Source organism: Streptomyces sp. NBC_00193 (assembly GCF_026342735.1).
Taxonomy (GTDB): Bacteria; Actinomycetota; Actinomycetes; order Streptomycetales; family Streptomycetaceae; genus Streptomyces; species Streptomyces stoeckheimensis.
Genome location: NZ_JAPEMM010000001.1, coordinates 796,854 through 819,949, shown reverse-complemented (window position 1 = coordinate 819,949; position 23,096 = coordinate 796,854). Strand labels below are relative to the sequence as shown.

The 23,096-nt window shown below is 72.1% G+C and carries 19 protein-coding genes; 15 read left to right on the top strand and 4 right to left on the bottom strand.

Translation table 11 applies throughout. The features are described from left to right. Positions 1-593: 593 nt before the first annotated feature. The 10 genes from OG898_RS03235 (at position 594) to OG898_RS03190 (ending at position 13,901) form a co-directional block, all read left to right on the top strand. Positions 594-2,039 (top strand): aldehyde dehydrogenase family protein, encoded by a 1,446-nt coding sequence (locus OG898_RS03235; RefSeq protein WP_266954885.1) that lies wholly within the window; start codon positions 594-596, stop codon positions 2,037-2,039. A 118-nt stretch (positions 2,040-2,157) separates the two neighbouring features. Then, positions 2,158-2,949 carry a thioesterase II family protein gene (locus OG898_RS03230; protein WP_266954883.1) on the top strand — a complete coding sequence of 264 codons (792 nt, stop codon included), beginning with the start codon at positions 2,158-2,160 and terminating at the stop codon, positions 2,947-2,949. Between the two features lie 99 nt (positions 2,950-3,048). Then, positions 3,049-5,019, top strand: a complete 1,971-nt coding sequence (locus tag OG898_RS03225; RefSeq protein ID WP_250749295.1) for an acyl-CoA dehydrogenase family protein — start codon at positions 3,049-3,051, stop codon at positions 5,017-5,019. Between the two features lie 74 nt (positions 5,020-5,093). After that, positions 5,094-6,458, top strand: a complete 1,365-nt coding sequence (locus tag OG898_RS03220) for a hypothetical protein (protein WP_266954880.1) — start codon at positions 5,094-5,096, stop codon at positions 6,456-6,458. A gap of 20 nt (positions 6,459-6,478) precedes the next feature. Then, the gene (dxr, locus tag OG898_RS03215) at positions 6,479-7,732 is read left to right on the top strand and encodes a 1-deoxy-D-xylulose-5-phosphate reductoisomerase (protein WP_250749289.1); all 1,254 of its coding nucleotides are present in this window, start codon (positions 6,479-6,481) and stop codon (positions 7,730-7,732) included. Further along, positions 7,729-9,030 carry an RIP metalloprotease gene (locus OG898_RS03210; RefSeq protein WP_250749286.1) on the top strand — a complete coding sequence of 434 codons (1,302 nt, stop codon included), beginning with the start codon at positions 7,729-7,731 and terminating at the stop codon, positions 9,028-9,030. The genes dxr and OG898_RS03210 overlap by 4 nt, the downstream gene beginning before the upstream one ends. Before the next feature lie 198 nt (positions 9,031-9,228). Further along, the gene (gene ispG, locus OG898_RS03205) at positions 9,229-10,386 is read left to right on the top strand and encodes a flavodoxin-dependent (E)-4-hydroxy-3-methylbut-2-enyl-diphosphate synthase (RefSeq protein ID WP_250749283.1); all 1,158 of its coding nucleotides are present in this window, start codon (positions 9,229-9,231) and stop codon (positions 10,384-10,386) included. Between the two features lie 207 nt (positions 10,387-10,593). Beyond that, positions 10,594-11,439 carry a GNAT family N-acetyltransferase gene (locus tag OG898_RS03200; RefSeq protein ID WP_250749274.1) on the top strand — a complete coding sequence of 282 codons (846 nt, stop codon included), beginning with the start codon at positions 10,594-10,596 and terminating at the stop codon, positions 11,437-11,439. Between the two features lie 100 nt (positions 11,440-11,539). Further along, positions 11,540-12,109 carry an N-acetyltransferase gene (locus OG898_RS03195; protein ID WP_250749307.1) on the top strand — a complete coding sequence of 190 codons (570 nt, stop codon included), beginning with the start codon at positions 11,540-11,542 and terminating at the stop codon, positions 12,107-12,109. 88 nt (positions 12,110-12,197) lie between these two features. Continuing rightward, positions 12,198-13,901, top strand: a complete 1,704-nt coding sequence (locus OG898_RS03190) for a proline--tRNA ligase (protein WP_266954875.1) — start codon at positions 12,198-12,200, stop codon at positions 13,899-13,901. A 252-nt stretch (positions 13,902-14,153) separates the two neighbouring features. On the opposite strand, the gene OG898_RS03185 is transcribed toward OG898_RS03190, so the two are convergent. The 4 genes from OG898_RS03185 to OG898_RS03170 are packed head-to-tail and all read right to left on the bottom strand — an operon-like array spanning position 14,154 to position 17,101. Then, complete coding sequence (locus OG898_RS03185; protein WP_266954873.1) at positions 14,154-15,092, bottom strand: slipin family protein; 939 nt, start codon at positions 15,090-15,092, stop codon at positions 14,154-14,156. Between the two features lie 50 nt (positions 15,093-15,142). After that, positions 15,143-16,045, bottom strand: a complete 903-nt coding sequence (locus OG898_RS03180) for an aminoglycoside phosphotransferase family protein (protein WP_250749271.1) — start codon at positions 16,043-16,045, stop codon at positions 15,143-15,145. Positions 16,046-16,097: 52 nt separating this feature from the next. Continuing rightward, the gene (locus tag OG898_RS03175) at positions 16,098-16,553 is read right to left on the bottom strand and encodes a ferritin-like domain-containing protein (protein WP_250749270.1); all 456 of its coding nucleotides are present in this window, start codon (positions 16,551-16,553) and stop codon (positions 16,098-16,100) included. Then, positions 16,550-17,101 carry a hypothetical protein gene (locus tag OG898_RS03170; RefSeq protein WP_250749267.1) on the bottom strand — a complete coding sequence of 184 codons (552 nt, stop codon included), beginning with the start codon at positions 17,099-17,101 and terminating at the stop codon, positions 16,550-16,552. Before OG898_RS03170 ends, OG898_RS03175 begins: the two co-directional genes overlap by 4 nt. Before the next feature lie 154 nt (positions 17,102-17,255). Between OG898_RS03170 and rimP the strand changes: the two genes are divergently transcribed. The 5 genes from rimP (at position 17,256) to OG898_RS03145 (ending at position 23,072) form a co-directional block, all read left to right on the top strand. Further along, complete coding sequence (gene rimP, locus OG898_RS03165) at positions 17,256-17,753, top strand: ribosome maturation factor RimP (RefSeq protein WP_243337559.1); 498 nt, start codon at positions 17,256-17,258, stop codon at positions 17,751-17,753. Positions 17,754-17,755: 2 nt separating this feature from the next. Then, positions 17,756-18,826 carry a transcription termination factor NusA gene (nusA, locus tag OG898_RS03160; RefSeq protein ID WP_250749264.1) on the top strand — a complete coding sequence of 357 codons (1,071 nt, stop codon included), beginning with the start codon at positions 17,756-17,758 and terminating at the stop codon, positions 18,824-18,826. 188 nt (positions 18,827-19,014) lie between these two features. Then, entirely contained in the window at positions 19,015-19,308 is a 294-nt protein-coding gene (locus tag OG898_RS03155) for a YlxR family protein (protein ID WP_266954868.1), read from the top strand. A gap of 143 nt (positions 19,309-19,451) precedes the next feature. Beyond that, positions 19,452-22,616, top strand: a complete 3,165-nt coding sequence (infB, locus tag OG898_RS03150; protein WP_250749258.1) for a translation initiation factor IF-2 — start codon at positions 19,452-19,454, stop codon at positions 22,614-22,616. Between the two features lie 162 nt (positions 22,617-22,778). Then, entirely contained in the window at positions 22,779-23,072 is a 294-nt protein-coding gene (locus tag OG898_RS03145; RefSeq protein WP_030161467.1) for a DUF503 domain-containing protein, read from the top strand. Positions 23,073-23,096 lie beyond the last annotated feature (24 nt).

Below are 23,096 nucleotides of genomic sequence, written 5' to 3'. Positions count from 1 at the left end.
TGGCACGGTGCGCTGCGCGCACATACAGGCTGACGCCGGCCACATCCAGCCTCGCCGGCGTTTGAGGCGCGGGGGTCCGGGGGCGGAGCCCCAGGGGGTCCGGGCGCAGCCCGGTGCCCTCCCAGCCCGTCCGGCGTTTGAGGACCGGGGTCCGGGCGGAGCCCGGGGAACGGTGGAAGGGCGGGTAGGGGACTCCGCCCCGCGCAGCGGGGGCCCGTGCGGCGCAGTCGGGCCCGCCTCCGGCGCACCCGGGTCCGCCCATGGCGCAGCCGGGTCCGCGCTTCGGCGCACCCGGGTCCGCCCATGGCGCAGCCGGGTCCGCGCTTCGGCGCAGCCGGACCCGCCCATGGCGCAGCCGGGCCCGCCCTCCGGCGCAGCCGGGCCGCCGCCTCCCGCGCAGCCGGGGCGCCGCCCGGGGCCCCGTACGAGCCCCCGGCGGGGCCCCGCACGGGCCGCGGCCGCCCCGACACTGACAAAGCGGCGCGCCGCGCCACGCACGTACTCCACCCCGGACAAACGCCGAAACCCCGCCGGAGTCCTACGGTGGAGGGGACAAGGACCCACCGCACACACTCCGAAGGGCCGGGATCAGCATGACTTCCACCCACGCCTTCTGGCTCGCCGGCCGCCAGGCCACGGGCGACGACAGCCTCGACGTCCACTCCCCGTGGGACGGCCGCCTCGTCGGTACCGTGAGCGTCCCGACCGACGCCCAGGTCGAAGAGGCCGTGGCCGCCGCGTACGCCGTGACCGCGGAGTTCTCCGCCACCCCGGCCCACGTACGCGCCGAGGCCCTGGCCCACGTCGCCCGCCGGCTCGCCGAGCGCACCGAGGAGATCGCACTGCTGATCTCCGCCGAGAACGGCAAGCCGATCAAGTGGGCCCGCGGTGAGGTCGGCCGTGCGGTGTCCGTGTTCCGCTTCGCCTCCGAAGAGGCCCGCCGCTTCAACGGCGGAGAGGCCCAGCGCCTGGACACCGACGCCGGCGGCGTCGGCCGCCTGGCCCTGACCCGCCGCTTCGTCAAGGGTCCGGTCCTGGGCATCGCGCCCTTCAACTTCCCGCTGAACCTGTGCGCCCACAAGGTGGCCCCCGCCATCGCCGTCGGCGCGCCGATCATCCTGAAGCCGGCCCCGGCCACCCCGCTCTCGGGTCTGATCCTCGGCGAGCTGCTCGCCGAGACCGACCTGCCGGCCGGTTCCTGGTCCGTGCTCCCCGTCGCCAACGACAAGATGCCGGAGCTGGTCAAGGACGAGCGCCTGCCCGTCATCTCCTTCACCGGTTCCGACAAGGTCGGTTACGCCATCCAGCAGGCCGTGCCCCACAAGCACTGCACCCTGGAGCTCGGCGGCAACGCCGCGGCCGTGGTCCTGGAGGACTGGTCCTCGGAGGCCGACCTCGACTGGGCCGCGACCCGCATCGCGACCTTCTCGAACTACCAGGCCGGCCAGTCCTGCATCGGCGTGCAGCGCGTGATCGCCGACGCGACGGTCTACGACCGCCTCGTCGAGAAGGTCGTCGCCAAGGTCCGCGAGCAGGTCACCGGTGACCCGAACGACTCCGCCACCGACGTCGGCCCCCTCGTCTCCGAGGACGCCGCCAAGCGGGTCGAGTCCTGGGTCGACGAGGCCGTGTCCGCCGGAGCCAAGCTGCTCACGGGCGGCAAGCGCGAGGGTGCCTCGTACGAGCCCACCGTCGTCGCGGAGGTGCCCGAGGGCGTCACCCTCGCCACCGAGGAGGTCTTCGGACCGGTCCTCACCCTGCGCCGGGTCGAGGACACCGACGAGGCCTTCGCCGCCGTCAACGACTCGAAGTTCGGTCTGCAGGCCGGCGTCTTCACGCGGAACATCCAGACCGCGTTCCGCGCCCACCGCGAGCTGGAGGTCGGCGGCGTGATCGTCGGCGACGTCCCGTCCTACCGTGCCGACCAGATGCCGTACGGCGGCGTCAAGCAGTCCGGTGTGGGCCGCGAGGGCGTGCGCTACGCGATGGACGACTACACCTACGAGCGGGTCCTGGTCCTCAGCGGCCTCGACATCTGACCGAACTCGTACGGCCACCAAGCCGACGGCCGGAGCCTACTGTGCGGGGGCTCCGGCCGTCTCCTTTTGCCGTGGGATCCCCCGGGACCACCGGCCGCGGCCCCCGTGTGGCAGGGTCGTGATCGCCCAGGTCCGCGGCTGCGCAAGGCTGGGCGAGACGATCCCCGGCCGACGAATCGAGTCGCACGTGTCCTACCTGGTCCGCCACCGCCCCCTCGCCGCCCCCGCCCTGCGCCTCGTGTGCTTCCCCCACGCGGGCGGCGGCGCGAACTTCTTCCGTGACTGGCACCGCCACCTGGAGCCTTCGGTCGACGTCGTGGCCGTGCGGTACCCGGGGCGCGAGAACCGCATCGACGAACCGCTGATCCCGACGATGGACGCGCTGTCGCCGCAGATCGCCGAGGAGCTCCTGGACGCATCTCCCGTGCCCACGGTGTTCCTCGGCCACAGCATGGGCGCGGCCGTCGCGTACGAGACCCTCCTGCGCCTCGAAGCCGCGGGGGCGGACCACGTCACGCGCCTGTGCGTCTCGGGCCGCGCACTCGCGCGGCCCGCCGCCCCGGCCGCTCCGCGCACGGACGAGGACCTGATCGCGGCCGTCACCTCGCTGGGCGGACCCCACGTGCAGATCTGGCAGGACCCGGACCTGCGCGAGCTGTTCCTGCCGATCGTGCGCAACGACTTCCACCTGATCGACACCTACCGCCGCCGCGAGGATTCCCCGCTGCTGCGCGCGGGCGTCATGGCCCTCACGGGTGACCGCGACCCCCGTGTCACCGCGGGCGCACGGGAATGGTCGACGGTCACCACGGGCGCCTTCACGTCCCACGTCTTCGAGGGCGACCACTTCTACCTCATCCCCCATGCGGAGCAGGTCGCCCGTCTGGCCGTGGCCCGTCAGGATGCCTGAGATCCCGGGAGAGCTTTCCCGCCGCCCCGAACGGGTACGACTCACTGGTAGCACCGACCGGTAAGCACCCCCTCTCTCGGCGGCGAGGTGAGCCCGCTCATGTCCGCAACACAGCCTGCACAGCCCGTCCCGCCCGCACAGCCCGCACAGCCCAAGGTGACCGAGCGCGAGGCACGGCAGGTCGCGGAAGCGGCCCGGGAACAGAACTGGCAGCGCCCGAGCTTCGCCAAGGAGCTCTTCCTCGGACGGTTCCGGCTGGACCTGATCCACCCCCACCCGCTCCCCGCCGAGGAGGACGTCCGGCGCGGAGAGGCCTTCCTGGCCCGGATGCGGGAGTTCTGCGAGACCTCCGTCGACGGAGCGCGCATCGAGCGCGAGGCGAAGATCCCCGACGAGACCGTGCGCGGGCTCAAGGAGCTCGGCGCGCTCGGCATGAAGATCGACCCGAAGTACGGGGGCCTCGGCCTCACCCAGGTGTACTACAACAAGGCGCTCGCCCTCGTCGGCTCCGTCAGCCCGGCCATCGGCGCCCTGCTCTCCGCCCACCAGTCGATCGGCGTGCCCCAGCCGCTGAAGATGTTCGGCACCCAGGAGCAGAAGGACGCCTACCTGCCGCGCTGCGCCACCACCGCCATCAGCGCCTTCCTCCTCACCGAACCGGACGTCGGCTCCGACCCGGCGCGCCTGGCCACCACGGCGGTCCCGGACGGGGAGGACGCGTACGTCCTGGACGGCGTGAAGCTCTGGACCACCAACGGGGTCGTCGCCGACCTGCTCGTCGTCATGGCCCGGGTCCCCAAGAGCGAGAACCACCGCGGCGGGATCACCGCCTTCGTCGTCGAGGCCGACTCGCCGGGCATCACCGTCGAGCACCGCAACGCCTTCATGGGCCTGCGCGGCCTGGAGAACGGCGTGACCCGCTTCCACCGGGTCAGGGTCCCCGCCGCCCAGCGCATCGGCGCCGAGGGCGCCGGGCTGAAGATCGCGCTGACCACGCTGAACACCGGCCGGCTGTCGCTGCCCGCCATGTGCGTGGGCGCGGGGAAGTGGTGCCTGAAGATCGCCCGCGAATGGTCCGGTGTACGCGAGCAGTGGGGACGGCCGGTCGGTCTGCACGAGGCCGTCGGCGCGAAGATCTCCTTCATCGCGGCCACCACCTTCGCCCTGGAGGCCGTGGTCGACCTGGCCTCCCAGATGGCCGACGAGGACCGCAACGACATCCGCATCGAAGCCGCCCTCGCCAAGCTCTACGGCTCCGAGATGGCCTGTCTGATGGCCGACGAGCTGGTCCAGATCCGCGGCGGGCGCGGCTTCGAGACCGCCGAGTCCCTCGCGGCCCGCGGCGAACGGGCCGTCCCGGCCGAGCAGATGCTCCGCGACCTGCGCATCAACCGGATCTTCGAGGGATCCACCGAGATCATGCACCTGCTGATCGCCCGCGAGGCCGTGGACGCCCACCTGTCCGTGGCCGGAGACCTCATCGACCCGGAGAAGGCCCTGGGCGACAAGGCGAAGGCGGGCGCCCGCGCCGCCGGGTTCTACGCCCGCTGGCTGCCGCAGCTCGCCACCGGCGCCGGCCAGGTCCCCGGCACCTACCGGGCCTTCCACCCGAGCGGCCACCCCGACCTCGCCACCCATCTGCGCTACGTCGAACGCGGGTCGCGCAAACTGGCCCGCTCGACCTTCTACGCGATGTCCCGCTGGCAGGGCCGGATGGAGACCAAGCAGGGGTTCCTCGGGCGGATCGTCGACATCGGCGCCGAGCTCTTCGCGATGAGCGCGGCCTGCGTGCGCGCCGAGCACCTGCGGGCCTCCGGCGAGCACGGCCGCGAGGCCTACCAGCTGGCCGACGCCTTCTGCCGGCAGTCCCGGCTCCGAGTGGAGGAGCTCTTCGGGCGGCTCTGGGACAACACCGACGACCTGGACCGCAAGGTCGTGGCCGGCGTCCTGTCCGGCACCTACACCTGGCTGGAGGAGGGCATCCTCGACCCCTCCGGCGACGGCCCGTGGATCGCCGACGCCGCCCCCGGCCCCTCAACCCGCGAAAACGTCCACCGGCCGCTGCGCTGACCTGCAATCATCGCCGGACGTCGGATGGACGTACGAGGATGAGTACGAGTACGAGTACGGGTACGAGCACAGGTATGAGTACGGGTACGCGTACCGAGCACAGCGCGAGGCGGACGAGAACGATGCCGACGGCCGAGGAAGACCGCACCAGCCGACGGCTGGCCTGGTGCGTGGCGCACCTGCTGCGCCACGCACCGGACCACGTCGTCACCGACATGATCGGCCGGCTCGACGAGCCCGCCTTCAAGTACCTGTGCCGGGACGAATGGCTGGCGGCCTCGACCGTCACCCTGCTGCTCCGCCACGGAAGCGCGGCCGACCGGACCTACGTCGCCCGCAACCCCCGCGTCGTGGGCCGTCCGCTGCCCGGCCTGCCCGGGCCCGCCCGGTACGCCCGCCGCCGGACCCCGCCGGAACTCCTGCCGGTGCTCCGCACCGAGCTCGGCCGCGATGCCGGCGAGGAGCCGCTCACCGCGGCCGAGCTCATAGGCCTGCTCCGCCGGCACGGCCGGCGCGGACCGCGGGTCCCGCTGGACATCCTGACGCTCCGCCACCACCCGGACCCGGAGCTGCTGCTCGCCGAACACCTCCGCCGGCCGCTGCCGGCCGGCTCCGTCGAAGCCCTGCTGCTCGTCGAGGACCTGCCCCGGGAGACCGTCCACGGGCTGCTCACCACCGCGGCGGACGGGCCCTCCTGGCACCGGCCCGCCGTCCGCGCCGTGCGGATGGGCCGGGTCACGCACGAGGAACTCGTCGCCCACGTGGCCCCCGCGCACCGCACCCTGCTGCTCACCGATCTGACCGGGACCCGCGGCCTGCGCTGGACCCTGCCCGAGCGGACGGGGATGCGCACGGCCGTCGCCCGGGCGCTGCGCCCCCTGCGCGACGACCCCCGGCTCTGGGCGGAACTGCTGCGCCACGCCCCCGCCTTCCCCGGCACCCTGCCGGTCCTGGTGGCCCGGATCGTGCGCGGCACCCTGCCGGAGCCCGCCGAAGGACCACCGGTCCCCGGGCTCGCCGAGGCGGTGCGCTCCGTGGCGCCCGGGACCGCCGAGCCCGTCGCGGGCGTGGACCGCGAACTGGCCCTGGCCAGCCTCGCGGTGCCCATGGAAGGCGTCCAGGAGGACATCCGGTGGGTGCGCGACTGCCTCGCCCGCGGGCTGCTCACCGGCGAGGACGTGATCCGGCACAAGGCCCCCGCCTGCTGGGCCCTGGACGAGGACCACTGGCTGGGTGAGGTCGACCACCCCGACCGCCACGAGCCGCCCGCCCCGGTGCTCGCCGCGCGGTCCGAGGCCGACCGGCTGTTCGCGCTGGCCCTCGGCTCCGATCCGGACGCCTGGTGGCGGGTGGCCTGTACCCTCCCGGACTTCGCCGGGACGCTCCCGCACCTTCTCCTTCGGGTATCGGAGGGGGGCTCCGTGTCCGGGCGCCCCTGAGTTGCGGCAACAATGGGTCCATGAGCGACCGCCCATCCCCCCTTGCCGATCCGCATCTCCTCTTCGACCCCGCGGCCGGCCGTCGGGACATCGTCATCCTCGGCTCCACCGGGTCCATCGGGACCCAGGCCATCGACCTCGCCCTGCGCAACCCGGACCGGTTCCGGGTCACGGCCCTGTCCGCCGCCGGCGGCCGGGTCGCGCTGCTGGCCGAGCAGGCCAGGCTCCTGCGCGTGAACACCGTGGCCGTCGCACGCGAAGACGTCGTACCGGCCCTCAAGGAGGCGCTGGACGCCGAGTATGGCGCCGGTGAGCCGCTGCCCGAGATCCTCGTCGGCCCGGACGCGGCCACCGAACTCGCCGCCTCCGAGTGCCACACCGTGCTCAACGGCATCACCGGTTCCATCGGCCTCGCTCCCACCCTCGCCGCGCTGCGGGCCGGGCGGACCCTGGCCCTCGCGAACAAGGAATCGCTGATCGTCGGCGGCCCGCTGGTGAAGGCCCTGGCGAAGCCGGGCCAGATCATCCCGGTCGACTCCGAGCACGCGGCGCTCTTCCAGGCCCTGGCCGCGGGCACCCGCGCCGAGGTGCGCAAGCTCGTGGTCACCGCCTCCGGCGGGCCCTTCCGCGGCCGCACCCGCGCCGAGCTGGCCTCGGTCACGGTGGAGGACGCCCTGGCCCACCCGACCTGGGCGATGGGCCCGGTGATCACCGTCAACTCGGCGACCCTGGTCAACAAGGGGCTGGAGGTCATCGAGGCGCACCTGCTCTACGACATCCCCTTCGAGCGGATCGAGGTCGTGGTCCACCCGCAGTCGTACGTGCACTCCATGGTGGAGTTCACGGACGGCTCCACGCTGGCCCAGGCCACCCCGCCGGACATGCGCGGCCCGATCGCGATCGGCCTCGGCTGGCCCCAGCGGGTCCCGGACGCGTCCACCGCCTTCGACTGGACCAAGGCCTCCACCTGGGAGTTCTTCCCGCTGGACACCGAGGCCTTCCCGGCGGTGGGCCTGGCCCGGCACGTCGGCACCCTGGGCGGTACCGCGCCCGCCGTGTTCAATGCGGCGAACGAGGAGTGCGTAGAGGCGTTCCTGGCCGGTCGGCTCCCGTTCACAGCAATCATGGATACGGTCTCTGCCGTGGTCGATGAACACGGGACCCCGGCCAAGGGAACTTCCCTCACGGTCGCGGACGTCCTTGAAGCGGAGACCTGGGCCAGGGCCCGGGCACAGGAGATGGCGGCACGGGCCGCCCTGGAGGCGCGCGCATGACCGTACTGCTGACCTTGATCGGCGTGCTCGTCTTCGTGGTGGGGCTGCTCTTCTCCATCGCCTGGCACGAGCTCGGCCACCTCTCCACGGCCAAGCTCTTCGGCATCCGCGTGCCCCAGTACATGGTCGGCTTCGGCCGGACCATCTGGTCGCGCAAGAAGGGCGACACCGAGTACGGGCTCAAGGCCATCCCGATGGGCGGCTACATCCGCATGATCGGGATGTTCCCGCCGGGCGAGGACGGCAAGGTCACCGCCCGCTCCACGTCGCCGTTCCGCTCGATGATCGAGGACGCGCGCTCGGCGGCGTACGAGGAACTGCAGCCGGGCGACGAATCGCGGCTCTTCTACACGCGCAAGCCGTGGAAGCGCGTGATCGTGATGTTCGCGGGACCGTTCATGAACCTGGTCCTGGCGATGGCGATCTTCTTCGGCGTGTGGATGACCTTCGGTGTCCAGCAGACGACCACCCAGGTCCAGACCGTCACCGACTGCGTGATCAAGCAGAGCGAGAACCGCGACGCCTGCCGGGCGGGCGACCCGGCTGCTCCGGGCAAGGCCGCCGGCCTGGAGGTCGGCGACAAGATCGTGGCCTTCCAGGGCAAGCCGGTCGAGGACTGGGACACCCTCCAGAAGAACATCCGCAGCACCATCGGCCCGGCCACCCTCACCGTCCTGCGCGACGGGCAGAAGGTGACCCTCCAGGCGGTCCTCGTGGAGAACCGCGTGGGCAAGACCGACGGCCACGGCGGCTACGTCAAGGGCGAGTACGTGTCGGCCGGCTACCTCGGCGTCGGCCCGAAGTCCGTGATCGCCCCGCTCACCTTCGCCCAGTCCGCGGACCGGGTCGGCGAGGTCGTCCAGAGCAGCGTGCAGGGTCTGGCCCAGCTCCCGGGCAAGATCCCGGCCCTGTGGAACGCGGTCTTCAACGGAGCCGAGCGAGAGCCGGACTCCCCGATGGGCATCGTCGGCGCGGCCCGGATCAACGGGGAGATCGCGGCCCTGGACATCCCGAGCGAGCAGCGGATGTCGATCATGCTGAACGTGCTGGGCATGTTCAACCTCTCCCTCTTCCTGTTCAACATGCTGCCCCTGCTGCCCCTGGACGGCGGGCACATCGCCGGCGCCCTGTGGGAGTCGGTGCGCAGGGCCTTCGCGCGCGTCTTCCGGCGCGCCGACCCGGGCCCGTTCGACGTGGCGAAGCTGATGCCCGCCGCGTACGTGGTGGCCGGAGTTTTCCTCTGTTTCACCTTGCTGGTACTGGCCGCAGACGTGGTCAATCCCATTAAAATCACCTGATCGAAAGATCCGCGGGATCTCGTACGGGCCATCCGTACTGCATGCGAACGGGAGCCGGGCACTCTTCGTGCCCGGCTCCCTACGTTCGAGTGGCACGCGACCGGCGGTGCACGTGAGGCGTGCTGGTTGGCGTAATCTCGGAGGTCGGAGCCCGCCGATCCCGGCACCTATATCCACACCCTTGGGGTTGCACAGCAGATGACTGCCATCTCTCTCGGAATGCCGGCCGTGCCGACGAAGCTGGCCGAGCGCAGGTTCAGCCGCAAGATCCAGGTCGGCTCGGTCGCCGTCGGCGGTGACGCACAGATTTCCGTGCAGTCCATGACCACGACCAGGACCTCCGACATCGGGGCCACGCTCCAGCAGATCGCGGAGCTGACCGCGTCCGGCTGTGACATCGTCCGCGTGGCCTGCCCGACGCAGGACGACGCCGATGCGCTCGCGGTGATCGCGAAGAAGTCGAACATCCCGGTCATCGCCGACATCCACTTCCAGCCGAAGTACGTGTTCGCCGCGATCGACGCGGGCTGCGCCGCCGTCCGCGTGAACCCGGGCAACATCAAGCAGTTCGACGACAAGGTCAAGGAGATCGCGCGGGCCGCCAAGGACGCCGGCACCCCGATCCGGATCGGCGTCAACGCCGGCTCGCTCGACGCGCGACTGCTGAAGAAGTACGGCAAGGCCACGCCCGAGGCGCTGGTCGAGTCCGCGCTGTGGGAGGCCTCCCTCTTCGAGGAGCACGGCTTCAGCGACATCAAGATCTCGGTCAAGCACAACGACCCGGTGGTCATGGTCAACGCCTACCGGCAGCTGGCCGCCCAGTGCACCTACCCGCTGCACCTCGGTGTCACCGAGGCCGGCCCGGCGTTCCAGGGCACGATCAAGTCCGCCGTCGCCTTCGGCGCGCTGCTCTCCGAGGGCATCGGCGACACGATCCGCGTCTCCCTGTCGGCCCCGCCGGTGGAGGAGATCAAGGTCGGCATCCAGATCCTGGAATCGCTGAACCTCAAGCCGCGCCGCCTGGAGATCGTCTCCTGCCCGTCCTGCGGGCGCGCCCAGGTGGACGTCTACAAGCTGGCCGAGGAGGTCACGGCGGGCCTGGAGGGCATGGAGGTCCCGCTGCGCGTCGCGGTCATGGGCTGCGTCGTCAACGGCCCCGGCGAGGCCCGTGAGGCCGACCTGGGCGTCGCCTCCGGCAACGGCAAGGGCCAGATCTTCGTCAAGGGCGAGGTCATCAAGACCGTTCCCGAGTCGAAGATCGTCGAGACCCTCATCGAAGAGGCGATGAAGATCGCCGAGCAGATGGAGAAGGACGGCGTGATGTCGGGCGAGCCGACCGTCGCGATCGGCGTCTGATGTTCCGCCGGTAGTTTCCCGCTGGTTTTGCGTGACGGGCCCGGGGCCGCAGGTGCGGCCCCGGGCCCGTCTGCATGCGGGCCTGCGGGCACGACAGCGCCCCGGAGGCGCCGACCGCCCCGGAGGCGCCCCGAGGGCCCTCGGGGGCATCTCGGAGCCGCTCCGGGTACAGTGCGGAGATCAGCAGACTTGCATGGTGAGGCCCCAGTGTTGACGCAGACCACCACCCGGGTCCTTGAGCCCAGTGATCTCGACGCCGCGCTCGACATCCTCGGCCGCGAGCCGGTCGAGAACGCGTTCGTCACCTCCCGGGTCCAGGTCGCCGGGCTCGACCCGTGGCGCCTGGGCGGCGAGATGTGGGGCTGGTACGCAGACGGCGAGCTCCGCTCGCTCTGCTACGCCGGCGCCAACCTGGTGCCCGTCTGCGCCGGTCCCGACGCGGTACGGGCCTTCGCCGACCGCGCCCGGCGCACCGGCCGCCGCTGCTCCTCCATCGTCGGCCCCGCCGAGGCCACCGGCCTGCTCTGGCAGCTCCTGGAGCCGAGCTGGGGCCCGGCCCGAGACGTCCGCTCCCGCCAGCCCCTCATGGTCATGGAGCAGCCGTCCACCACGGTGACCGCCGACCCCCGGGTGCGCCGGATCCGCAAGGACGAGATGGACCTGATCATGCCCGCCTGCGTGGCCATGTTCACCGAAGAGGTCGGCATCTCCCCGATGACGGGCGACGGCGGCCTGCTCTACCAGGCCCGGGTCGCCGAGCTGGTCGCCAGTGGGCGTTCCTTCGCCCGCATCGAGGACGGCAAGGTCGTCTTCAAGGCCGAGATCGGCGCCGCGACCTCCCGCGCCTGCCAGATCCAGGGCGTCTGGGTGGCCCCCGAGTTCCGCGGCCGCGGGCACTCCGAGACCGGGATGGCCGCCGTCGTCGCGTACGCGCTCCGGGACGTGGCCCCCGTGGTCAGCCTCTACGTCAACGACTTCAACACCGCCGCACGGGCCTCCTACCGCCGGGTCGGCTTCCGCGAGGTCGGCGCGTTCATGAGCGTGCTGTTCTGAGCGTGCCGGTGCCGGGCGTCCGCTGCCGAGCGTGCCGTTTCCGCGTCCTGTTCCGATCTTCCTGTTCGATCGCACGGTCGGCCAGTAAGGTCGCCGCATGATGCCAACCCCCGCGGGAGAAGACCCCGGCCGGCCCGCCGGACTGCGGATCGGGCCCCTCGACCTCGCCGCCCGGGTCGACGAGGCCCTGCGCGTGCAGGCCATGGCCTTCGGACTCAGCGAGGAGGAGGTCGGCATCCGGCGCTACATCGTCCAGCGCCACATGACCTGCCGCGGAGCCCGTGCGCTCGGCGCGTTCACCGAGGACGGCGGGCTCGCCGGGTTCGTCTACGGCATGCCCAACGACCGCACGCACTGGTGGTCCGGAGTCGTCGAGCCCTATCTGCGGGCCGGCGGCCACGAGGAATGGCTCGACGGGTCCTTCGTGATCACCGAGCTCCACGTCCACCCCGGCTTCCAGGGCAAGGGCGTCGGCCGCGCCCTCATCACCCTGATCACCGACACCGCCGCCGAGGACCGCTCGATCCTCTCCGCGATCGACACCGACAGCCCCGCCCGCGGCCTCTACGGCTCCCTCGGCTACACGGACCTGGCCCGCCAGGTCCTCTTCCCGAGCGCGAGCCTCCCGTACGCCGTCATGGGCGCCCCGCTGCCGCTGCGCAGACCCTGACCCCGTACGGCCCGGATCCCGTACGCCCCGACCCCTGAGGCGCTCAATCCGTTTCCGCGCGCCCCGGAGCCCCCGATAGCCTCCCGTCATGTCAACGCAACACGTGCAGCGCATGTCCCGCCTCATGGCCAAGACCCTCCGCGAGGACCCCGCCGACGCGGAGACCCTCAGCCACCGCCTCCTGGTCCGGGCCGGCTACGTCCGGCGCAGCTCCGCCGGAGTGTGGAGCTGGCTGCCGCTCGGCAAGCGGGTCCTGGACAACGTCTCGCGCATCGTCCGCGAGGAGATGGACGGGATCGGGGCGCAGGAAGTGCTGCTCCCGGCGCTGCTGCCGAAGGAGCCGTACGAGGTCAGCGGCCGCTGGTCGGAGTACGGGGACCTGCTCTTCCGGCTCAAGGACCGCAAGGGCGCGGACTACCTGCTCGGCCCCACCCACGAGGAGATCTTCACCCTGGTGGTCAAGGACCAGTGCACGTCCTACAAGGACCTGCCGGTCATGCTCTACCAGATCCAGACCAAGTACCGGGACGAGGCGCGGCCCCGCTCGGGCGTCCTGCGCGGCCGCGAGTTCCAGATGAAGGACTCGTACTCCTTCGACGTCTCCGACGAGGGCCTGGCGGAGTCCTACCGGCTCCACCGCGAGGCCTACGTACGCATCTTCGAGCGGCTCGGCCTCGACCACCGGGTGGTGTCGGCGGTGTCGGGCGCGATGGGCGGCTCGGCGTCGGAGGAGTTCCTGGCGCCGGCCCCGGCCGGCGAGGACACCTTCGCGGACTGCCCCTCCTGCGGCTACGCGGCCAACACGGAGGCGGTGACCTTCGCCCTGACCCCGGCCGCGGGGGAGCACGGCCCGCTGGAGGAGATCCCGACCCCCGACACCCCCACCATCGAGACCCTGGCGGCGCACCTGGGCGTCCCCGCGTCGGCCACCCTGAAGAACCTCCTCGTCAAGGTCGACGGGGAGATCACCGCCGTCGGCGTACCGGGCGACCGGGAGGTCGACCTCGGCAAGCTCGGGGAGCACCTGGCCCCGGCCGTCGTGGAGCTGGTGACGGCGGAGGACTTCGCCGACCGGCCCGACCTCGTACGGGGCTACGTGGGCCCGCAGGGCCTGGAAAAGGTCCGCTACCTCGCCGACCCCCGCGTCGCGCCGGGCACCTCCTGGGTGACGGGGGCCAACAAGTCCGACACGCACGCCCGGAACGTGGTCTGCGGGCGGGACTTCGAGGTGGACCGGTACCTGGACGTGGTCGTCGTCGAGGCGGGCGACCCCTGCCCGTCCTGCGGCACCGGGCTCCGCCTGGACCGGGCCATCGAGATCGGGCACATCTTCCAGCTCGGCCGGAAGTACGCGGACGCCTTCGGGCTCGACGTCCTCGGCAAGGAGGGCAAGCCGGTCCGGGTCACGATGGGCTCCTACGGAATCGGCGTGTCCCGCGCGGTGGCCGCGCTGGCCGAACAGACGGCGGACGAGCGGGGCCTGTGCTGGCCGGCGGCGGTGGCCCCGGCCGACGTGCACGTCGTGGCCGCGGGCAAGGCGGTTCCGCTCGCCCTGGCGGAGACGGCGGCGGAGTCCCTGGTCGGGACGGGTCTCCGGGTCCTCCTGGACGACCGGCCCGGCCTGTCACCCGGGGTGAAGCTCACCGACGCGGAGCTCATCGGGGTCCCGTGGATCCTGGTCGCGGGCCGCCGGTCCGCGGACGGCGTGGTGGAACTCCAGGACCGCCGGTCCGGCACCCGCGAGGAACTCCCCCTGGAGGAAGCCCTGACCCGCTTGACCGCGACGGCGTAACCGCGCGGGGCGGGGTTCCCCTACCCACCCTTCGCCCGTTCCCCGGGGCTCCGCCCCGGACCCCGCGCCTCAAACGCCGGCGAGGCTGAATTTTCCAGCCCGGGCAGCGCCAACCCAGCCGTCCGGCGTTTGAGGACCGGGTCCGGGCAGAGCCCGGGGGCATCCCTCAGCCTCGCCGGCGTTTGAGGCGCGGGTCCGGGCAGCGCCCGGGGAACGGTGGAAGGGCGGGTAGGGGACGGCTCCGCGCAGCGCCTACCCGCGCGGTACGTCCGGCTCCGCCGGCGGCGGGGACCCGTCGAGGCAGGGCTCCACAACGGCCCCGGGGCCGAGCCCCGCAGAGGTGTCCGTCGGCCCCGGTGCCGGGGCAGGGGCCGCGATGCCCGCAGACGGCGCCGCCGGGGCAGGGGCCGCCGCGGCAGGCGCCGCAGGTGCTGGGGCCGCGCGTTCCAGGAAGCGGAGGAGTTCCACCGGGAACGGGAGGACGAGGGTGGAGTTCTTCTCCGCCGCCACGGCCACGACCGTCTGGAGCAGACGCAGCTGCAGCGCCGCGGGCTGCTCCGACATGACCTCCGCCGCCTCGGCCAGCTTCTTCGACGCCTGGAGCTCCGCATCCGCGTTGATGATCCGCGCCCGCCGCTCCCGGTCGGCCTCCGCCTGCCGGGCCATCGACCGCTTCATCGTCTCCGGGAGCGACACGTCCTTGATCTCCACCCGGTCGATCTGGACGCCCCAGCCCACCGCCGGACTGTCGATCATCAGCTCCAGGCCCTGGTTGAGCTGCTCCCGGTTGGAGAGCAGATCGTCCAGGTCGGACTTGCCGATGATCGACCGCAGCGAGGTCTGCGCCATCTGGGAGACGGCGAACCGGTAGTCCTCGACCTCGATGATCGCGTTGGCCGCGTCCACCACCTTGAAGTACACGACCGCGTCCACCCGCACCGTGACGTTGTCCCGCGTGATCCCCTCCTGCGCGGGCACCGGCATCGTCACGATCTGCATGTTGACCTTGCGCAGCCGGTCCACGGCCGGGACCACGAAGGTGAATCCGGGCCCGCGGACGCCGCCCCGCAGACGGCCCAGGCGGAAGACCACGCCCCGCTCGTACTGCTTCACCACGCGGGCGGCGGCGCCCAGGTAGACCACGATCCCGACGCCCGCGACGGCGCCGGCTGTCAGCAGTTCCTCGACCATGACGGCCTCCTGCTCCTGCCGGGCGGCACTGCCCCCACAGGGTTTATGCCCTACAACCAGCCCGCGAACTCCAGCAGCAGCTCCGCGTCCCGCCGCCGCCCGGCGGCCAGCGCCCGGTTGCCCGATTCGACCGCCCGGAAGAGCGTCCAGCCGCGCAGCCGGTCCCGGTCCACCTCCAGCGCGTCGGCCAGCTTGTTCACCCGGCGCCGGGCGCCCGCGGCCCCCGCCGAGGAGGCCATCTGGTCCTCCAGCCGGTCCCGTACCAGCCGCGCCAGGTCGTAGGCCCGCTCGCCGACCATCGGGTCCGGGCCCACCGCCAGCCACGGAGCGCGCTCGCCGGCGAGGACCTTGCCCTGCCGGAAGTTGCCGTGCAGCAGCAGCTCCTCGGCCGGCGCCGCCGTCAGCTCCTCGCGGGCCGCCAGCGCCGCGGAGGCCAGCTCCGCCGCCTCCGGGGGAGCCTTGCGGAGCACCTCGGCCTGCTCGGAGGTCCGCTCGGCGACCGTCTCCCAGCCGTGCCCCGGCGCCGGGGCCACCCAGAGCCTGCGCAGCGTGCCACAGGCCTCCAGCAGCGCCTTCGCCTCCGGCAGCGACCGCAGCGAGACCTCGGGGTGCAGCCGCTCCAGCAGCAGCGCCCCGTCCTCCTCGTGGTGGCGCGTGTCCAGGACCCGTACCGACCCGAAGCCGCCCCAGTGCGCCAGCGCGGCCAGTTCCCGGTCGGGCCGGAGCCCCGGCGGGGCCAGCTTCAGCGCGGCCGGGGTCCCGTCGGCGTACCGGACGAGGACGACCAGGCTGCTGCGGCCGCCGGGGGCCTGCACCCGCTGGGCCTGTACTCCGCGCCGGGCCAGCGCGGCCTCCGCCAGGCCGGGGAGCTGCCCCAGCCAGTCCGAGACGTGCGCCGATTCCGGCAGCTCGCCGAGCGCCCGTACAAGCCGCTGCGGCGGTTCGAAAGCCATGCGTGCGTGGTCCCTTTCAGCTGTGCCCGGGCTCGTCGCGCATGCTTGCGCGCTAGGTCCGCGGTGTGTCCGCGCGTTCCGTGAGCCCTGGGAAGGCTACGCCGCCACCACGCCAGCGTGCCGCCCGCAGGGCCGCGGCGCTCAGCGCGTCAGCCGCCTCGCGGCGCAACCGGCCCTCGGCGGCGCGCACCAGATCGGAGTACGCACCCGCCACCCGGTCCTCGATCCCGGCGGCCAGCCGCTCGGCGTCGGCGGGCGTGCGCACGGTGAACGGCAGGGCGTACGCGGCCTCCGAGGGGCGGGGGGAACCGCCCAGCTCACGCACGGTGCGGGTGAGCGCGTCGCGGCGCGCGAGGTGCCCGCCGTGCGCCTCGCGGGCCTCGGCGGAGCGGGCGGCCGCGGCCCGGGCCCCGATCACGCCGTAGCCGTACGCGGCCGCGTGCTCGGCGGCGAGCGCGGCCTGCGCGGCCTCCAGGACCTGCGCGGCGGGGGAGGGGGTGGGCGTCACGAGGAGGCTCCCGGGGTCGAGGTCAGCAGGTACGCGTGCACGTGGCCGCACGCCGCCACCGAGGCGAGCAGCCGGGCCAGCTCCCCGGGGGCTTCGGCCAGGGAGATCGTCCGGGCCTCGGCCAGGCTCCGCTCGGCGTCCGCGAGCGCGGTCAGCGCCTCGGCGGGCGCGGCGGGCACCGGCGCGGCGCCCGGAGCGGGGGGAGCGGCGGCCGCGCCGCCGGACGGGACGGGGGAGGCGGCGGAGGCGGAACGGGACGGCGAGGATGCCGGGGCCCCCTCGGCGAGGGCCGCCGCGTGCGCCGCGACCGAGCCGCGCAGCGGTGCGAGGCGCTGCGCGAGGGCCGGATGGGCCGCGCTCGTGGCGTCGTAACGTTCCAGCAGTCGCTCGCTCTCACGAACGGCCGTCTCGCGCATCCGCCGTTCGAGTGGAACCTCGGGGTCCGCGGCGGGCGGTCCGTCGTCGGAGCAACCGCTGAGCAGCGCGGCTCCGGCGATGCCCGCGGCACCGGCGAGCAGGCCTCTTCGCGACGGCAGGATCGGGGGCACGCATACGTCCTAGGGGTGAAGGCGGGCAGGGTGTGATCACGGTACCCGGGGCCCCCTCCGCAGCGCGGACGGCAACACCCTCCGCGACCGGATACCCTTTGACCTGACGCACGACGGAAATCACAACAGCACACGCGGCCGAGGAGTCACCCGGATGAGCACCACCCAGAGCGACAGGCTGCGCGCATTGCTGGAGCCGCTCGTCGCCGCCAAGGGCCTGGACCTCGAGGAGATCGAGACGTCCAAGGCGGGCAAGCGCCGGATGCTGCGCATCATCGTGGACTCCGACGACGGCGTGGAGCTGGACGCGTGCGCCGAGCTGAGCCGCGAGGTCTCCGACCTGCTGGACGAGACCGACGCGATGGGAGAGGACGAGTACGTCCTCGAAGTGAGCTCGCCGGGCGCTGACCGCCCGCTGACCGAGCACCGTCACTACATCCGGGCGATCGGCCGGCTCGTGAAGTTCCAGACGTCGGACGGCGGGGAAGTGATCGCCCGCATCCTCGACGTCGACGACGAGGGCATGGACCTCGAGGTCCCGGGCGTGAAGGGCCGCAAGGCGACCGCCCGCCGCATCGTTTTCACCGACATCGCCAAGGCGCGTGTCGAGATCGAGTTCAACCGCAAGGACAAGAAGGAAGAGGAGGCGTAGTCGTGGACATCGACATGAGTGCCCTACGGGGTCTGGTCCGGGAGAAGGAGATTTCCTTCGACCTGCTCGTCGAAGCGATCGAGTCGGCCCTCCTCATCGCGTACCACCGCACCGAGGGAAGCTTCCGGCGCGCACGCGTCGTGCTCGACCGCACCAACGGTCACGTGATCGTGTGGGCGACCGAGGACCCGAGGGACCTGGAAGAGGGCCAGGAGGCCAAGGAGTTCGACGACACCCCGTCGGACTTCGGCCGCATCGCCGCGACGACCGCCAAGCAGGTGATCCTCCAGCGTCTGCGCGACGCCGAGGACGACCTGACCTTCGGCGAGTTCCTGGGCCGCGAGGGTGATGTCATCACCGGCGTGGTGCAGCAGGGCAAGGACCCGAAGAACGTCCTCGTCGACATCGGCAAGATGGAGGCCATGCTGCCGGTGCAGGAGCAGGTCCCCGGCGAGGAGTACACGCACGGACTGCGCCTGAAGTCGTACGTCGTGCGGGTGGCGAAGGGTGTCCGCGGTCCGTCCGTGACCCTGTCGCGCACCCACCCGAACCTGGTGAAGAAGCTGTTCGCGCTGGAGGTCCCGGAGATCGCCGACGGCAGCGTCGAGATCTGCGCGATCGCCCGTGAGGCCGGTCACCGCACCAAGATCGCCGTCCGCGCCAACCGCTCCGGCCTCAACCCGAAGGGCGCCTGCATCGGCCCGATGGGCAGCCGCGTGCGCAACGTCATGGCCGAACTGCACGGCGAGAAGATCGACATCGTCGACTGGTCGGACGACCCGGCGGAGATGGTCGCCAACGCCCTGTCACCCGCCCGGGTGAGCAAGGTCGAGGTCGTGGACTGGGACACCCGGTCCGCACGGGTGACCGTGCCCGACTACCAGCTGTCGCTGGCCATCGGCAAGGAGGGCCAGAACGCCCGCCTCGCCGCTCGCCTGACCGGCTGGCGCATCGACATCCGTCCCGACACCGAGCAGCCCTCGGACGGGGACGACCGCGACCGCGGCGAGCGCCGCGACGACCGGGGCGACGACCGCCGGGACGACCGGCGCGACGACCACCGCGGGGAATAAAACCGCTACCGCCCGGAGCTGTTCGGGCGGTACACAAGAACAGCAGGGGCGACAAGAGCCCTGCTCGACGTGCACGGCCGTCCGCCGCCGAGGTTTCGGCGGCCGGACCCGGCACTAGTGATCACGACAACATCCGTTCGATTTTTCGCCCGAAGGGGTGAGGTCGGTGCGGGGAGGTAGACTTAAGCGTGTCTGGCCGGACGCAAGCCCGCGCATGCCCCGAACGCACCTGTGTGGGGTGTCGGGAGCGAGCGGCCAAGAGCGATCTGCTGCGCATCGTGGCGGTCGGTGACAAATGTGTCTCCGATCCTCGCGGTACGCTGCCCGGCCGGGGTGCGTACGTGCACCCCGCCGTGGTCTGCCTCGACCAGGCTGTCCGCCGCAGGGCGTTCTCCCGGGCCTTCAAGTCCGCAGGACCGTTCGACACGGCGGAATTGCACGAAGCCCTGGCCGATGAGGCCGAGGCGACACCAAGCACGTAGTACGGCACGGATCACCGTGCGGTCAGGTACCTCGCGAGTTGGAAGTAGGTCGAGATTGCGATGAGCACCCCTCGATGAGTACGCGATGAGTACGAGCATGAAGTAGAGACGGTCCGGCGTAACCCGGACCTAAAAGGAGCGAAGTGGCTAAGGTCCGGGTATACGAACTCGCCAAGGAGTTCGGAGTTGAGAGCAAGGTCGTCATGGCCAAGCTCCAGGAACTCGGTGAGTTCGTCCGTTCGGCGTCCTCGACGATCGAGGCGCCGGTCGTACGCAAGTTGACCGATGCTTTGCAGGGCCCCGGCGGCAACGCCGGCAAGTCCGCTGCGAAGCCGGGTGAGCCCCGCAAGGCCGCCCCCGCCAAGCCCGGGGTTCCCACCCCGGGTGCTGTTGCACGTCCCGCTGCCCCGAAGCCCGGCGCCCCGGCCCCCAAGCCGGTCGTTGCCGAGGCCCCGGCCGTCAGCGCCCCCGCCCCGGTGACCCCGACCGCCGCCCCCGGTGGTCCGCGTCCCGGTCCCAAGGCTCCGGCCGCCCCGAAGCCCGCTCCGGCGGCTCCCGTGGCGACCGAGTTCTCGGCGCCCCCGGCGGCTCCGGCCGCCGCGGCTCCGGCACGCACCGACCGTCCCGCCGGTCCCGGCGCGACCCCCGGTCCGCGTCCGGCGCAGCAGCGCCCCGAGCGTCCGGCGGCCCAGGGCGGCCAGTCCGGCGCCCGTCCCGGCGCCCCGCGTCCGGCCGGTGCCGCTCCGGCGCGCACCGAGCGTCCCGCAGGTCCCGGTGCCTCGGCCCCGCGTCCGCAGGGCGCCCGTCCGGCCGGTCCCCGTCCGGGCAACAACCCGTTCACCTCTGGTGGCTCCACCGGCATGGCGCGCCCGCAGGCGCCCCGTCCGGCCGGCGCTCCCCGTCCCGGTGCCCCCGGCGCCGGTGACCGCCAGGGTGGCGCTCCCCGTCCGCAGGGCGGCCCCGGCGGCGCTCCGCGTCCCCAGGGTGCCGGTGCCGGTCGTCCGACCCCGGGCGGCATGCCGCGTCCGCAGGGCGGCGCCCCGCGTCCCGGTGGTGCTCCCGGTGGCAACCGTCCCAACCCGGGCATGATGCCGCAGCGTCCCGCTGCCGGTGGTCCCGGTCCCCGTCCCGGTGGCGGCCCCGGTGGCCGTGGTCCCGGTGCGGGCGGTCCCCGTCCCGGCGGTGCCGGTGGTGCCGGTCGTCCCGCGGGCGGCGGCTTCGCCGGTCGTCCGGCCGGTCCGGGCTCGCGTCCCGGCGGCGGTGGCGGCTTCGGCGGTCCCCGTCCCGGTGGTGGCGGCTTCGGCGGCGGTCCGGCTGGTGCCGGTGGCGGCGGTCGTCCCGGCTTCGGCGGTCGTCCCGGTGGTCCCGGTGCCCGTGGTGGCACGCAGGGTGCCTTCGGCCGTCCCGGTGGTCCCGCGCGTCGTGGTCGCAAGTCCAAGCGCCAGCGTCGCCAGGAGTACGAGGCCATGCAGGCCCCGTCGGTCGGCGGCGTCATGCTGCCGCGTGGTCACGGCGAGACCGTTCGCCTGTCGCGCGGTGCGTCCCTCACCGACTTCGCGGAGAAGATCAACGCCAACCCGGCGTCGCTCGTCGCCGTGATGATGAACCTCGGCGAGATGGTCACTGCCACGCAGTCCGTCTCCGACGAGACCCTCGAAATGCTGGCCGGCGAGATGAACTACGTCGTTCAGATCGTCAGCCCGGAGGAAGAGGACCGCGAGCTCCTCGAGGGCTTCGACATCGAGTTCGGCGAGGACGAGGGCGGCGAGGAATTCCTCATGCCGCGTCCGCCGGTCGTGACCGTCATGGGTCACGTCGACCACGGTAAGACCCGACTGCTCGACGCCATCCGCAAGACGAACGTCGTTGCGGGCGAGGCCGGTGGCATCACGCAGCACATCGGTGCGTACCAGGTCACCACCCAGGTCAACGACGAAGACCGCAAGATCACCTTCATCGACACCCCGGGTCACGAGGCGTTCACCGCCATGCGTGCCCGTGGTGCGAAGTCGACCGACATCGCGATCCTCGTGGTCGCGGCCAACGACGGCGTCATGCCGCAGACGATCGAGGCGCTCAACCACGCCCAGGCCGCCGGCGTCCCGATCGTCGTCGCGGTCAACAAGATCGACGTCGAGGGTGCCGACCCGGTCAAGGTGCGCGGTCAGCTCACCGAGTTCGGTCTGGTCGCCGAGGAGTACGGCGGCGACACGATGTTCGTCGACATCTCCGCCAAGCAGGGTCTGCACATCGACTCCCTGCTCGAGGCCGTCGTCCTCACCGCCGACGCCTCGCTCGACCTGCGCGCCAACCCGGAGCAGGACGCTCAGGGTATTGCGATCGAGTCCCACCTCGACCGCGGCCGCGGTGCCGTTGCCACCGTCCTCGTCCAGCGCGGTACCCTCCGCGTCGGCGACACGATGGTCGTGGGCGACGCCTACGGCCGTGTGCGCGCCATGCTCGACGACAAGGGCAACAACGTCGAGGAAGCGGGTCCTGCGACCCCCGTCCTGGTCCTGGGTCTCACCAACGTCCCCGGCGCCGGCGACAACTTCCTCGTCGTCGACGAGGACCGCACCGCCCGTCAGATCGCCGAGAAGCGTGCTGCGCGTGAGCGCAACGCCAACTTCGCCAAGCGCGTCCGCCGGGTGTCCCTGGAAGACCTCGACTCGGTCCTCAAGGCCGGTCTGGTCCAGGAACTCAACCTCATCATCAAGGGCGACGCGTCCGGTGCGGTCGAGGCTCTCGAGTCCTCGCTGCTCCAGCTCGACGTCGGCGAAGAGGTCGACATCCGCATCCTGCACCGCGGTGTGGGTGCGGTCACCGAGTCCGACATCAACCTGGCGATGGGCTCCGACGCCATCGTCATCGGCTACAACGTCCGTGCGGCCGGCCGTGCCGCGCAGATGGCGGAGCGCGAGGGTGTCGACGTTCGCTACTACTCGGTGATCTACCAGGCCATCGAGGAGATCGAGGCGGCCCTCAAGGGTCTCCTCAAGCCGGAGTACGAAGAGGTCGAGCTCGGTACGGCGGAGGTCCGCGAGGTCTTCCGCTCGTCCAAGCTGGGCAACATCGCCGGTGTCCTCATCCGGTCCGGCGAGGTCAAGCGCAACACCAAGGCGCGGCTCCTGCGCGATGGCAAGGTCATCGCCGAGAGCCTCACCATCTCCGGTCTGCGCCGCTTCAAGGACGACGTCACCGAGATCCGCGAAGGCTTCGAGGGTGGTATCAACCTCGGTAACTTCAACGACATCAAGATCGACGACGTCATCGCGACGTACGAGATGCGCGAGAAGCCCCGCGCGTAAGCGCGAGGCGGTTCGCACCGTGTCGTAGGTGCTGTAACACCGGGGCCGGTCGGCGGAATATCCGTCGATCGGCCCCGGCCGTTGCGTGTACGGTTCTGATGACCCTGCCGCGCGACGGCCGGCAGGCCACCGAACCCGCACCGGCGGGATATCCGGACCTGCATGTACGTGGGGACTCTGTCCTTCGATCTGCTCCTCGGCGACGTTCACTCGCTGAAGGAGAAACGCTCCGTCGTCCGGCCCATCGTGGCCGAGCTCCAGCGCAAGTTCTCTGTGAGCGCGGCCGAAGTGGGCGACCAGGACCTGCACCGCAGGGCCCGTATAGGGGTCGCTCTGGTGAGTGGGGACACGGGGTTCCTCTCGGATGTACTGGACCGCTGCGAGCGGCTGGTCGCGGCACGTCCGGAAGTGGAGCTGCTGTCGGTACGACGACGGCTCCACGGTGATGAAGACTGACCGCAAGACGAAGAAGGAGACGGA